Origin of the sequence: Mesorhizobium sp. M0870, assembly GCF_040319775.1 — a bacterium.
Classification (GTDB): Bacteria; Pseudomonadota; Alphaproteobacteria; order Rhizobiales; family Rhizobiaceae; genus Mesorhizobium.
This window is the reverse complement of sequence record NZ_JAMYOI010000025.1, coordinates 74770-87854: the sequence shown is the minus strand read 5'-3', so window position 1 is coordinate 87854 and position 13085 is coordinate 74770. Positions and strand designations below refer to the sequence as shown.

14 protein-coding genes are annotated in these 13085 nt (G+C 65.4%); 3 read left to right on the top strand and 11 right to left on the bottom strand.

From position 1 onward, the window contains the following. The first annotated feature begins 190 nt into the window (after positions 1 to 190). Positions 191 to 2065 carry a DNA mismatch repair endonuclease MutL gene (gene mutL / locus NKH97_RS25465; RefSeq protein WP_128305109.1) on the top strand — a complete coding sequence of 625 codons (1875 nt, stop codon included), beginning with the start codon at positions 191 to 193 and terminating at the stop codon, positions 2063 to 2065. A gap of 72 nt (positions 2066 to 2137) precedes the next feature. Here the strand turns inward: mutL and NKH97_RS25460 are convergent, their stop codons facing one another. The 4 genes from NKH97_RS25460 to NKH97_RS25445 all read right to left on the bottom strand — a co-directional run bounded on the left by NKH97_RS25460 (position 2138) and on the right by NKH97_RS25445 (position 5279). Then, positions 2138 to 3028 (bottom strand): DMT family transporter, encoded by an 891-nt coding sequence (locus tag NKH97_RS25460; RefSeq protein WP_023813567.1) that lies wholly within the window; start codon positions 3026 to 3028, stop codon positions 2138 to 2140. Positions 3029 to 3040: 12 nt separating this feature from the next. Continuing rightward, the gene (locus tag NKH97_RS25455; protein ID WP_023813566.1) at positions 3041 to 3367 is read right to left on the bottom strand and encodes an antibiotic biosynthesis monooxygenase family protein; all 327 of its coding nucleotides are present in this window, start codon (positions 3365 to 3367) and stop codon (positions 3041 to 3043) included. Positions 3368 to 3425: 58 nt separating this feature from the next. Next, on the bottom strand, positions 3426 to 4301 hold the full coding sequence (locus NKH97_RS25450; protein WP_352775904.1) for an alpha/beta fold hydrolase: 876 nt from the start codon (positions 4299 to 4301) through the stop codon (positions 3426 to 3428). 84 nt (positions 4302 to 4385) lie between these two features. After that, entirely contained in the window at positions 4386 to 5279 is an 894-nt protein-coding gene (locus tag NKH97_RS25445; protein ID WP_128305063.1) for a DMT family transporter, read from the bottom strand. 91 nt (positions 5280 to 5370) lie between these two features. On the opposite strand from NKH97_RS25445, the gene NKH97_RS25440 reads away from it, so the two are divergent. Then, positions 5371 to 6297 carry a LysR family transcriptional regulator gene (locus tag NKH97_RS25440; RefSeq protein WP_128305062.1) on the top strand — a complete coding sequence of 309 codons (927 nt, stop codon included), beginning with the start codon at positions 5371 to 5373 and terminating at the stop codon, positions 6295 to 6297. A gap of 39 nt (positions 6298 to 6336) precedes the next feature. Here the strand turns inward: NKH97_RS25440 and NKH97_RS25435 are convergent, their stop codons facing one another. After that, complete coding sequence (locus tag NKH97_RS25435) at positions 6337 to 6972, bottom strand: hypothetical protein (RefSeq protein WP_352442456.1); 636 nt, start codon at positions 6970 to 6972, stop codon at positions 6337 to 6339. Positions 6973 to 7049: 77 nt separating this feature from the next. On the opposite strand from NKH97_RS25435, the gene NKH97_RS25430 reads away from it, so the two are divergent. Next, positions 7050 to 7283 (top strand): DUF2093 domain-containing protein, encoded by a 234-nt coding sequence (locus tag NKH97_RS25430; RefSeq protein ID WP_031213688.1) that lies wholly within the window; start codon positions 7050 to 7052, stop codon positions 7281 to 7283. Between the two features lie 121 nt (positions 7284 to 7404). Here NKH97_RS25430 and lpxK read toward each other — a convergent pair whose 3' ends face one another. The 6 genes from lpxK to NKH97_RS25400 all read right to left on the bottom strand — a co-directional run bounded on the left by lpxK (position 7405) and on the right by NKH97_RS25400 (position 13036). Continuing rightward, positions 7405 to 8430, bottom strand: coding sequence for a tetraacyldisaccharide 4'-kinase (gene lpxK, locus NKH97_RS25425; protein WP_128305060.1), 1026 nt, complete (start codon positions 8428 to 8430; stop codon positions 7405 to 7407). Position 8431: 1 nt separating this feature from the next. Beyond that, a complete protein-coding gene (waaA, locus tag NKH97_RS25420) occupies positions 8432 to 9748 on the bottom strand; it encodes a lipid IV(A) 3-deoxy-D-manno-octulosonic acid transferase (RefSeq protein WP_128305059.1) in 1317 nt (438 codons plus the stop codon). Continuing rightward, entirely contained in the window at positions 9745 to 10536 is a 792-nt protein-coding gene (locus tag NKH97_RS25415; RefSeq protein WP_013532344.1) for a lysophospholipid acyltransferase family protein, read from the bottom strand. The genes waaA and NKH97_RS25415 overlap by 4 nt, the downstream gene beginning before the upstream one ends. Before the next feature lie 5 nt (positions 10537 to 10541). After that, complete coding sequence (locus NKH97_RS25410) at positions 10542 to 10787, bottom strand: DUF4170 domain-containing protein (RefSeq protein WP_056593794.1); 246 nt, start codon at positions 10785 to 10787, stop codon at positions 10542 to 10544. Between the two features lie 103 nt (positions 10788 to 10890). Then, positions 10891 to 11706, bottom strand: a complete 816-nt coding sequence (locus NKH97_RS25405; protein WP_352799038.1) for a 3'(2'),5'-bisphosphate nucleotidase CysQ — start codon at positions 11704 to 11706, stop codon at positions 10891 to 10893. Further along, on the bottom strand, positions 11693 to 13036 hold the full coding sequence (locus NKH97_RS25400) for a TldD/PmbA family protein (protein ID WP_352799036.1): 1344 nt from the start codon (positions 13034 to 13036) through the stop codon (positions 11693 to 11695). Before NKH97_RS25400 ends, NKH97_RS25405 begins: the two co-directional genes overlap by 14 nt. Between the last annotated feature and the right edge of the window lie 49 nt (positions 13037 to 13085).

Genomic DNA, 13085 nt, shown 5'->3' with positions numbered 1-13085 from the left:
TGGCAGTTCCAGCCTCGCCACCCTTCCTGCAGCGCTGCAGATTGGCGAAAGCCGTGGCGACATCCGATCTCCCTCCTTGCGGGGGAGATGGCCGGCAGGCCAGAGGGGGGTGCTGTCCTGCCAGCATCATCGCTATTCCGCCGACATCGAATGCTTTCTCATCGGCGTCGAATCCGCCTATAGTGGCGCCATGCCCATCCGCCAGCTTTCCGAAACGATGATCAACCAGATCGCCGCCGGCGAAGTCATCGAGCGTCCGGCGAGCGTGGTCAAGGAACTGGTCGAGAATGCGCTCGATGCCGGTGCTTCGCGCGTCGAGATCGTCACAGCCGGCGGTGGGCTGAACCTGATCCGCGTCACCGATGACGGCTCCGGCATTCCCGAACGGGAGCTGGCGCTGGCGATCGCACGACACTGCACCTCCAAGCTCACCGAGGATATCAACGACATCCGCTCGCTGGGCTTCCGCGGCGAAGCGCTGCCGTCGATCGGCTCGGTGTCGCGACTTTCGATCCGCTCGCGCACGGCAGCAAGTGACAGCGCCGCCGAGATCGGCATCGAGGGTGGCCGCGTCCTGCCTGTCAGGCCGGCGGCGGCCAATCGCGGCACCACGGTCGAGGTGCGCGACCTGTTCTTCGCAACGCCGGCCCGATTAAAGTTCATGAAGGGCGAGCGCGCCGAAAGCTCGGCCACCAGCGATGTGGTCAAGCGCATCGCCATCGCCTTCCCCGCCGTGCGCTTCACGCTGGCCGGCTCGGACCGCTCGACGCTGGAATTGCCGGCGGCGGATGACAGCGCGGAAGGCAGCCTGCGCCGTGTCGCCCAGGTGATGGGCGCCGACTTTCCGGACAATTCTATTGCCCTCGACGCGATGCGCGAAGGCGTGCATCTGACCGGCCACGTGTCGATCCCGTCCTTCACCCGCGCCAACGCGCTGCAGCAATATGCCTATGTGAACGGCCGCCCGGTGCGCGACAAACTGATCGCCGGCGCCATACGCGGTGCCTACGCCGACGTCCTGCCGCGCGACCGCCATGCGGTGACGGTGCTGTTCCTGACGCTCGACCCGGCCATCGTCGACGTCAATGTTCATCCAGCCAAGGCCGATGTGCGCTTCCGCGATCCCGGCCTTGTGCGCGGACTGATCGTCGGGGCAATCCGACAGGCACTGGCCGATGCCGGCGTCCGCGCCGCCACCACGGGGGCCGCCGGCATGATGGCGGCGTTCCGGCCAGGGGCCGCATCCTACGGCCACGGTGGAGCGGCAAACGGCCACCGCAGCTACGACGCGGCCTACCGCGCCTCGGGTCCGTCCGGCTTCGATCCCGCCCGGTCGTCGCAGCGGCCGCTCGATATGGGTTTCGAGGGTGCGGGCTTCCAGCAGCGCGGCTTGCATGAAAACGAGCAAGCGGCTTTCGATGCCGGTCCGCAGCATAGCGCCGATGCACGCGCAGGGCAGGATGAAGCGGCCGAGACGCTGCTCGGCGCGGTGCTGGGCGCGGCGCGCGCCCAGGTGCATGAGAACTACATCGTCGCCCAGACCAGGGATTCGCTCATCATCGTCGACCAGCATGCGGCGCATGAACGGCTGGTCTACGAGGCGCTGAAGAATGCGCTGCACTCGCGCCCGGTGCCCTCGCAGATGCTGCTTCTGCCCGAGATCATCGACCTGCCGGAGGAGGATGCCGAGCGGCTTGCGCTGCATTCGGAAACGCTGGCCCGCTTCGGTCTCGGCATCGAGCGCTTCGGCCCCGGCGCCGTCGCGGTGCGCGAGACGCCGTCGATGCTGGGCGAGACCAATGTCGGGCAATTGGTGCGCGACCTCGCCGACGAGATCGCCGACAACGACACGGTCGACACGCTGAAGGAGCGGCTGGACAAAATAGCCGCGACCATGGCCTGCCACGGCTCTGTGCGCTCCGGCCGCCTGCTCAAGGCCGAGGAGATGAATGCCCTGCTGCGGCAGATGGAGGCGACGCCCGGCTCGGGCACCTGCAATCACGGTCGCCCGACCTACATCGAACTTAAGCTGGCGGATATCGAACGGCTTTTCGGGCGGCGATAGCTGCGGACGGATTGCGGGCCATCGCTTCACCACTTGAGACCGGCAAGCCAAGGAGATCGGCCGACAATGCGGTCACCCGCGATTTTCGCCTGGCGGCCCGAGCAGCGCGATCGCAGCCGCCGCCAGCAGGAGGATCGCACCGGCGATTTCAGCCCAGCCGACCGCCTCGCCGAAGAGCCAGGCTCCGGCCGCTAAAGCGACGATCGGCGAAACGAAGGCGTAGAGCCCGGCACGGACGGTGCCCCAATCACGCATCAGCACGAGATAGAGCGTATAGGCGACGATCGTGCCAAACAGCGACAGGAACAGCAGACTGCCGATGGCGGCCGGCGTGTGCAGCGCCTCGAGCGTCTCACCCGAGATCGGCTCCAGCACGAGCGACAGCGCAAGCAGTGCAACACCGCCGATCGCAGCCTGGACCATTGTCAGCGCCAGTGGTTTGACCGCGCCCACCAGCGGGCGCGAAACCACGCTGCCGAAGCAATAACAGGCGGTCGCAACGACGATCGCAGCGAGCCCGATGCCGCTCGAACCGCTTCCCGCGCCAAGCCGCGTCCAGAACAGCCCAACCAGCCCGATGCTGCCGATAGCGAGCGCGGAAGCGTGGCGCCAGGTCGGTCGCTCCTCGCCGGTGAATGCGGCAATCGCGAACAGCAGGATCGGGATCAGCGCCAGGTTGACCAGCCCCGACAATCCCGAGGGCACGTGCTGCATTCCCCAGAAAAGCAGACCGTAGGTGCCGGTATTGACCAGCAATGCCGAGACCACCGTCCGCCCCGTTCGCCCGTGGGCGAATGCCGCGCCGGCTCCACGCACCGCTGTTGCCAGAAGCGCGGCGGTCAGCAAATAGCGCGCCGCCGCCAGCAGTAGCGGAGGCACGTCATTGAGACCGAGCTTGATCGCCGCCCAGGTCAGCCCCCAGATCAGCGACATCACCGCGAAGAAGGCGAGATTGCGAACCACCAGATTCGCCGCTCAGCGCAGTCCCTGACGATCGACAAGTATCCGGTGGATGTCGATCCGCTCCGGCAGCTCGATCAGGAACTCGGCATCGCGGTCCAGATGATGGACTTTGGTCGGTTCGCCTCTGGTAAAGGCCGTCATCGCTTGCATGTCGGCCCAATACGAGATGGTTGTGAACCACGTCTCGGCATCGCGGTCTTCGCGCAGCAATTGGACGCCAAGCGCCGTCTTCTCGAGGGGCGGAATACCCTCGGCACGCAGGTATGGCTCATAGGCGTCGGCGACGTCGCGGCGGGTGCGACCGCGCCAGATGCGCGCGATGGTCGGTTTGGTCGGCATGAGGTTCTCCTTCAGACAGGGGACAACAACTGAGCGCAGCAAGCGACGCCGGGTGAGATCAGCCGTGAACACGAGCCAGGAAATCGCGGACCAGCGGCAGCGCGTCGTCGAAATGTGTCTCGAGCAGCCAGTGACCCGCCCCCTCGATCAGATGCAGTTCCGCATCGGGCAGATCGCGATTATAGGCCTGCGCCGACGCCGCGGGCATATAGCCGTCCTCTGGCCCCCAAACGATCAGCGTGGGCGGGTGGTGTTCACGCAAATAAGCCTGGTAACGCGGAAACCAATTGAGATTGGCTTCCAGCTTCTCCATCAGACCGACGGCGATCTGCCGACGAACCGGCGTGTTCATCAATGGCCAGTGAAGGCTCCAGAGATCGGGCGGCACGCGGATTGCAACGTCGTCAGCCACTTCCCCGATGAACTCGCCCCGGAACCCGTCCTCGCTCACGGCGGCCTCGAGCGGACGGTGCTTGTCGGGCGACTTGTCGGTCCACCAAGCCTTGATCGTGGCGTATTTGGGTCCAAGCACGTCTTCGTAGATGTCGCCGTTCTGGATGATCAGGGCGCTGATCCGCTCCGGGTGCGAGATCGCATGCCGGAGTCCTATCTGCGAGCCATAATCATGCAGCCACAAGGCGTAGCGTTCGAGACCGAATTCACCGGCAAGTTTGGAAAGCACGTCGGAATAGGCGTCGAAATCATAGCCAAAGGCGGCCGGATCTGGTGTGCCACTGTATCCGAAGCCCGGCCAGTCGAATGCAATCGTTCGCCAGCGGTCGGCGAGCGCCGGCATCAGTCGGCGGAATTGGAACGAAGAGCAGGGATAGCCGTGCGGCAAGAGCAAGACAGGTGCTTCTGGCGGCCCTGCCTCGCGATAGAAAATGGATAGATCATCCAGTTGGATGCGTCGGTGCGTCGTTGCACCCGGCATTCGGACCTCCGTCGAATAAACACCGGCTAAACGCCTTTGACCGAGGGATCGTTCCGAATGAGGGAAGCGGACGGACGGCAATATTCATCTCTTCAAATTCACCACGATGACACCGCCCAGGGCCAGCGCGCCCCCGATTATGCCGAGCAGCGTGGGGACTTCGCCCAGCCAGAAGAAGCCGATCAGCGCGGACATCGGCGAGACCAGATAGAGGAAGTTGGAGGCACGTGCGGCGGGCAGACGCGACAGCGCGGTCGCCCAGGCGGCATAGGCGATGAGGCTGGGCACGATGCCGAGAAAGATGACGGCGCCGAGGCCTGCCGTGTCGGCAACCGCCGCCTGCGAAAAGGCCGACGGCAGGAAGGGCGCCAGGCATAGTGCGCCGAGCACCATGTTCGAAGCCGAAATGGTCAACGGATGATGGCGGGCAAACAGCGGCTTCTGGACGATGGTGTTGACGGCCGAGCACAAGGCCGAGCCAAGCACCAGAAGAGCACCGGTGTTAAATGACAGGCCATGCCCGTCGGCCATGGCGATGACGCCTATGCCGGCGAAGGAAATCACCGTGCCGGCCCAGGCCATGCCCGAAAAGCGCTCGCCCAGCAGGACCATCGCCATGATGGCGGTGAAGATCGGGCTGACATTGATGATGAAGCCGGCGGCACCGGCCGAGACGGTCAGTTCGCCGAAATTGAGCATGACGGTGTAGAGCGCGACGAAGATGGCGCCGCCGAAGACCAAGCGCCACACTTCGTCGAGCCTGGGCAGCGCCGGGCGCTTGACGGCCAGGAAGATCGCCGCCGGCACCGCGGCGATGGCAAAGCGCAATGCACCCAATTCCAGCGGCCCGAAGGCGGCGAGACCGGCTCGGATGGCGGGAAAGGCAGAAGCCCAGCCGACCACCGTCAGCGCGACAGCAATGGCTGCCGTGGTGTCCATCCGCTGTGTCGAATTCAACGTGCCCGTCATCGCGCTCATCTCACTGCCCTCGCATTCTTCGGTCCTGAGAGGCAGAAAACGCCATTTCAGGCCGGTTGACAAACGACCAAATCGAGGATCACCTGTGACTATGGATCACAGCTCGGACACAATGGTGCCGCTCGAGACGCTCCGCGCCTTCGATGCGGCGGCGCGGACAGGCAGCTTTTCGGCGGCCGCCGAAAAGCTCAACATCACCCATGGCGCCGTCAGCCGGCAGATCGCCAAGCTCGAGGACTGGCTGGGATTGAAAGTCTTCGACCGTGGTGCGCGCGGCGTCTCGCTGACGATCGAGGGGAACCGGCTGCATCTGCGCACGGCGGAAGCCTTTGCGCTGATATCGACCCATTCCGACCGCTGGGTCGAGCCGCGTGGCACCGCCGTGGTGCGACTGACCTCGATCCCCTCGGTCAGCGGACTGTGGCTGATGCCGCGCATGGCGGCTCTGGAGAACAATCCCTCGAAGCTGCGCATCGTGCTCGATGTCGACATCCGCCAGGCCGACCTTGCCGATGAGGGCATCGATCTCTCCATCCGCTGTGGACGCGGCGGCATTCCGGGCCGCGTCTCGGTGCAGCTTTTCGAGGAACATGTCTTCCCCGTCGCGTCACCCGGGCTTGCCCGCGAGATCGGCCGCGGCGACCCGGCCCGGCTGCTCAAATATCCGCTGATCAACGATTCCGACGCGTCTGCCTGGCGCGCCTGGTTTGCCGCGCAAGGCATGGATTATCGCCCGCGCCCGCAGGACCGCCGCTTCGAGGACTACAATCTGGTGCTCGACGCCGCCGCCTATGGGCTGGGCATCGCGCTGGCACGCCCACCCCTGACCGGGCATCAATTGCAATCGGGCCGCATCACTCCCGTCGATGAGCGCACCGCGCTCAATCCGGTGTCCTACTGGCTTGACCGGCCGATCGGGCGGCCGCGTGCCGCAGCCGCCGACCTCGCCCGCCGCATCGCGGCAGAGGCCGGGCTGGCTCCGGACAAGATCGAGGCGTTTATCGAAGCCGAGCGATAGGCCTCTCGGACATATATCGAGAACCGGCCGATTCGAAGCTCAGCGAAGCAACAACAGAACGAACCCGAGGATCACGGCTCCCAGAAAACCGGCCATTATCGAAACAAAGCCAATTTTCACCAGCAACTGCTCAGGGTTCGGCACCGCACCATGGGATTGATTGGCCGGCCTGTGCCTGCCCGCCAATGTACCCAGGGCGGCAGCGTTGCGCGGGACTGGAGCCTGCGGCGGGATAAGCGACAGCAATGACAGCCCCGCAACCTTGGCAGGGGCATTGTCATTGGCCGTTGTCGAAGGCGGCAAGAAGGCTCGCAGCGTTTCGGCTTCGGGTTCTGCCTTTCTCGCCGCGATCGTTGCCAACGCCGCCTCTTCGCCCGTCTCAAGTTGGGCAAGATAGGCATCGACGATGCCAGCCGATGCGATCTGCTGCGATTTGACGGCCATCGGCGCGGCCGGCAAAGTCAACAGCGCTGGCGCTGTCTGTTGTGCGAGCAGAGACGGCGCCGGCGGCTGGACCAGCGCCTTGACCAGTGCCGTCATGACTGGATCAGCCTGCCCCGAGGGCACTACCTGCGGCGTCATCACTTCCCTGAGCAAGGCGGGAAGACGAGTGGAGGAAATGTCCATTGCGGCCTGCCAACACCATTTTTCCGCCTCACAATAAGCGTTCAGCATTGTCTCAGGCTTGTCGCATGCTTGACCTCGCCGGGAATTTATGGCGATGAAATCCTCATGAACCCTGGCGTCCCCGCATGATGAACCGTTTCGAAGGCCCCGGCGGCAAGGAAGCCCGCATCCGCTATCTGGATGGCGACTTCCAGGTTACCAGTCCCGGCGCGTTCGTGCGTTGCGCGGTGACAGGCGAAAGCATTCCGCTCGACGAGTTGAAATACTGGAGCGTCGCCAGGCAGGAGCCCTACATCAGCGCCACCGCCTCGCTGCGCCGCGAAATCGAAATGCATCCGGAGCTGCGTAAGCGCGGTTAGAGCAGTTCCCCGTTTCACGGAACGGCGAACCGCTCCAGCTCTTTGTTTGACGCAATTCCCAAGGGAAAGCGCTATGCGCTTTTTCCCAGGAAAACCGTTTCACACTTTTCCTGGAATTGCTTTAGCCCTTCAGCTTGCGCTGGCGCCAGGCATCGAGCGTCTCGTCGATGATGCGCTCGGGAACGTGGTCGAGTTCGAAGACCGTGTCGATCTCGAGCACCTCGAGCCGGTCGAGGAAGTCCTGTGAGGCGCCGTGGCGCAGCCGGGCGGCGTCCTTGGCGGTGGTGATGAGCACCAGCCCTTCGGCGTGCGCGGTCGCCGCCAACTCGGCAAGTTCGTCCTCGGCATAGAAATGATGGTCCGGAAACGGCCGCGTCAACGCCAGTTCGCCGCCGGCTTCGCGCACCGTGTCGAAGAATTTCTCGGGATGGCCTATACCGGCGAAGGCGAGGAACCGCTTGCCGGCAAGCCCTGCCTTGCTGCTTGGCTCTGTATGGGCCTCGAAGATTGGCCGGCCGGCGCGTGCCGCCTGGCGGACCACGCTGTCGGCGGCGATGCCCTCGCCCATTTTCAACAGCCCGCTGGTGAAGACCAGCTGGTCGACGATTTTGGCCCTGAGCGGACCGCCCGGAATGACGCGGCCATTGCCGATCCCATAGCGCGCATCGACGACGACCAGCGCATAGTCGATGTGGATGCGGGCGCTCTGGAAGCCATCATCCATGATCAGGAAATCGCAGCCATTCCGTTCCAGCAGCAGCCGGGCGCCGGCGGCACGATTCGGCGTCACCGCCACCGGCGCGTGTTCGGCCAACAGGAGCGGCTCGTCGCCGACATGCCTGGCGCTGTCGTGATGGATATCGACGACATGCGGCTCGGCGAAGGAGCCGCCATGGCCGCGCGACAGAAAACCGGGTTTCAGATGCATGCGCTTGGCCTTTTCGGCGAGCGCGATGGCCACCGGTGTCTTGCCGGTGCCGCCAACCGTGAAATTGCCGATGCACAGAACGGGTGCTTCGATCTTCTCGCGCTTGGCCCGCCGCATGCCGCGACCGGCGGCGGCGGCATAGATGGCCGATAGCGGCGACAGCGCCAAGACCCGCCAGTCCGGCTCTTCCCACCAGAATGGTGGTGCTTCGGAGGCCACGCTAGCGCCCGTTCGCGCCCTTCAGGCGCGACTTGACGACCAGCGGCTGGATGTAGGGCTCAAGCGATTTCAGCGTGCGCGCCAGCGCGCCGCGCATCTCGTCGACGGTCGCTACACCCGCCGCCATCATCTCGTGGCGCGCCACTTCGTTGGTCAGGAGGAAATTGACGGCGCCGGCCAGCATGTCGCGATCGCGCACCAGCTTGGCGCCGCCGCTGTCGAGGAGACGCTGGTAGGCCTCGCGAAAATTCTGAACATTGCGCCCGGCGAGAACCGCCGTGTCGAGCATGGCCGGCTCCAGCGGGTTCTGGCCACCCTCGGAGGTCAGCGAGCGGCCGACGAAGGCGATTTCGGTCAGCCGGAGATAGAGCCCCATCTCGCCGATCGTGTCGCCGAGCAATATATCCGTGTCGGCGGCGATCCTGTCGCCCTTGCTGCGCCGCGCGACCTTCAGGCCCATGCCGGAAATCTGCGCCGCAAGCGCCTCGCCGCGATCGGGATGACGCGGAACGACGATCGTCAGGAGACCATGGTGGCGCTTGTGCAGCGTCGCGTGGACTTCAGCCGCGACCACTTCCTCGCCGTCATGGGTCGAGATCGCCGCCCAGGTCGGGCGCGTGCCTACCTGCCGCCGCAGCGTCGCCAGCGCCCGTTCGTCGACGGGCGGCGGCGAGGTATCGACCTTGAGATTGCCCGACACGGTGACCGGCCGCGCGCCTAGCGCCAGAAACCGCTCGCCATCGACATCCGACTGCGCCACGACGTGAGCCAGGTTCTCGAACAACGCCTCGGCGATGTTGGCCCGTTTCTTCCACGACTTGAACGAGCGGTCGGACAGCCTGCCATTGACCAGCACCTGCGGCACGCGGCGCGCGCCAAGCTCGAGGATGGTCATCGGCCAGATCTCGGATTCGGCGATGATCGCCAGGTCCGGCTGCCAGTGATCGAGGAACCGGCTGACCGCCGGCTTGAGATCGAGCGGTACGTATTGGTGGATGATCCGATCACCGAGACGCTCGTCGGCGACCTGCGCCGAGGTGACCGTGCCGGTCGTCAGCACGATGTTGACGCCGTAGTCGAGAATGCTTTCGACCAGCGGCACGACGGCTATGGTCTCGCCGACGCTCGCCGCGTGGATCCAGATCACCGGCCCGTCGGGGCGCGCGCGGCCGGCGACGCCATAGCGCTCGCGGCGGCGGTAGCGGTCTTCCTTGCCGCGCGAGGTGCGCCAGGCAACATAGGGCCCGACCAGCGGATAGGCTGCCGCACCCGCGAACCGGTAAGCCGACAGCATGGCCCGTGCCCAGCGGCCGCTCATCGCGGAGCATCCACGAGACGGTAGGCCTCGGCGGTCGCGGCATTGAGCGCGGTCGTCACTTCCTGGCGCTTGCGCTCCATTTCGGCGTCATCGGCGCCGGCCGCCACGAAGATCGGCTGACCGATGACGATCGACGAACGGCCGAACGGCAGGTTGATGGTGGTCTTGTCCCAGCTCTTCTCCAGCACCTTGCGGCGGCTGGTGGTGATGGCGACGGGCACAAGCGGCCGACCCGACAGGCGAGCTAGGAGAACGATGCCAAGCCCTGCGTCTCGCGGCGTGCCGTGCGGAATATCTGCGATCATGGCGACGTTCTTGCCGACGGCGAGCGACTTTTTCAGGGCGATAAGCGCTTTTGCCCCACCCTTGTCGAGGTGCCTGGCATTTTCCCGCCCGCCGGAGCCGCGCACTGCCTCGATGCCGAATTTTTCCAGCATCAGCGCGTTGAGCTCGGCATCGGCGCTGCGCGAAACCATGGCGACCAGCGGCTTGCGCTTGGGATAATAGGCCGGCGTCAGCAGATGCTGGCCGTGCCACAGGGCTATGATGCCAGGCTCGAACTCGGTATAGGCGCCGCCCGAAAACCGCGCCGAGCCCTCGACGACGCGATTGGTGAGGCGCACGAACCGCACGAACTGGGCGAACAGGCTGGCAATGGCGTTCTTGACGAATCGCGACTGCGCTAGCGGTTGGCGAATCTTGCGCCAGAAGGCCTTGGTCGTGCGGCTGCGTCCCCTGCCCGTGGGCGCCGCATCGCTTGCTGGCCCTTTCGCCAGGTCATGCTCCATCGAAGTCAACCGGCAGCCTTGTTGTCGGGGTCCAGCAGCCGGTGCAGATGAACGACGAAGTAACGCATGTGGGCGTTGTCCACGCTGGCTTGCGCCTTGGCTTTCCACGCCGTGTGCGCGGATTGATAGTCGGGATAGATGCCGACGATGTCGAGCCCGTCGAGATCGCGGAAATCGGTGCCGCCAAGCTTCTTCAGTTCGCCACCGAACACCAGATGCAAAAGCTGTTTCTTTCCGTCTTCCGCGGCCATGTCGGTCCTTCACATATCGTGAGTTTGTGACAGGTCTAGACCAAAGCCGCCGACTTTGGAACCTTTAGGGCGAGATGAATTCATCTCGCCCGGGAAAACGCTTTCACGCGTCCAGACCGGCGATGACGCCGGCGAGCACGGCCAGCAATTCACCGCTGCCGGCAGCAAGGGCGCCGTGACGAGTCACCTCGCCGGCATAGAGCGGAGCACGGCCATGCTGGTCGAGCAGCTGGCCGCCGGCCTCGCGCAGGATGAGGTCGGCCGCCGCAATATCCCAGTCATGCGCATTCGGCTTGACGAAAGTCGCATCCAGCGAGCCATTGGCGATCATGGCCAGCCGATAGGCGAGCGAAGGGCTGTAGGGCGCCCGCTTCAGGCGCGCCTGCCATTCGGCCGGCATCAGGTCGGTCAACTGCTTCAGCCCGGAGATCTCGACCGTGTCCGGCAGCTTGCGAACCGCAATGCGCTTGCCGTTGCGGAAGGCGCCCTGGCCGGGCAGCGCCCAATAGGTCTCCTCCATCGCCGGGCATTCCAGCACGCCGGCCAGCGTACGGCCACGCTCGACGACGGCGACGCTGACGCACCAGGTGCGCTGGCCTTCCAGAAAACCGCGTGTGCCGTCGATCGGGTCGACGACGAAGGTGCGGCGTGCGGAAAGCCGGACCGGATCGTCGACCGTCTCTTCCGACAGCCAGCCATAGTCGGGCCGGGCCGCCAGCAGCGTTTCGCGCAGATAGGCGTCGGCGGCATGGTCGGCCTCGCTGACCGGCGATGTGCCGCCCTTCATCCAGACTTGTGGGCTGTTGCCGAAGTAGCGCATGGCGATGACCCCCGCCTCGCGGGCAGCATCGCGCAGCAGCGGCAAGTCCCCAGAGGCGCCGGAGATGGCCCCGGCTATGGTCAGGTCATGCTCCGGCAAGGGTCATGCCTTCGATCAGGAGCGTTGGGGCGGCGGTGCCGAAATTGCGGTCGAGGTCATCGGCCGGCACCATGTTGAGGAACATCGTCTTCAGGTTCGAGGCGATGGTGACCTCGGCGACCGGATAGGCCAGTTCGCCATTCTCGATCCAGAAGCCCGAAGCGCCACGGCTGTATTCGCCGGTGATCATGTCGACGCCCTGGCCGAACACTTCGGTGACGTAGAAGCCGGTCTTGAGCGATTTGATCAACTCTTCCGGCGACCGCTCGCCCGGCTCGATGGCGAGATTGGTGGAGGATGGTGTCACGGAAGAGCCGCCGCGCGCGCCGCGGCCGTTGGTGACGAGGCCCAGTTCCCTTGCGGCCGAGGTCGACAGGAACCAGTGGTTGAGCACGCCCTTCTCGACCATCAACAGCTTTTCGCCTTCGACGCCTTCACCGTCGAACGGCCGTGAGGCCTGGCCACGCAACCGAAGCGGCTCGTCGGTGACGGTGATGGCGGAGGCGGCCACCTGCCTGCCCATCATGTCGCGCAGGAAGGACGTCTTGCGCGCCACCGAGGCACCGTTGATGGCGCCGGCAAGATGGCCGGCGATGCCGCGCGCGACGCGCGGGTCGAAGACCACGTCGACCGGCCCGGTGGCCGCCTTGCGCGCGCCGATGCGGCGCACGGCGCGTTCGCCGGCCTTGCGGCCGATGTCCTCGGGCGCATCGAGATCGGCAAAATGCTGGCGCGAGGAGAATTCATAGTCGCGCTCCATGCCGGTGCCCTCGCCGGCGATGACGCTGGCCGAGCGCGAGAAACGCGAACCGACATAGTGGCCGAGGAAGCCGTGCGAGGTGGCCAGCACCAGGCCGCCGAGGCCGGCACCGGCGCTGGCGCCGGCCGAATTGGTCACGCCCTTGACGGCAAGCGCTGCCGCTTCCGCCGCCAATGCGGCTTCCTTCAACTGGTCTGCCGACACTTCGGTGGCGTCGAACAGATCGAGATCGCGCGTCTGTTTGGCCAGCAATGCCGGGTCGGCCAGCCCCTGATAAGGATCCTGCGGCGACACTTTCGCCATCGCCACAGCGCGCTCGGCCAGTGTTGTCGGGTCGGACGCCGCGGTCGCCGAGACACTCGCCACGCGGCCGCCGACGAAAACGCGCAGCGCGACATCCTCGCTCTCGGAGGCTTCGGTAGCCTCGACCTTGCCGAGACGCACCGACACGCCGGTCGAGCGGCCGCGCACGGCCACCGCGTCGGCGGCATCGGCGCCGGCCTTTTTTGCAGCCTCGACCAGAGCCGCGACGCGGTCGGTCAATTTTGCTGCGTCTGATATATCGGTCATGCCTGAAATCCTGCTGGTGCGGCCGGTGTGCGGCCGTTGCCCACCCATC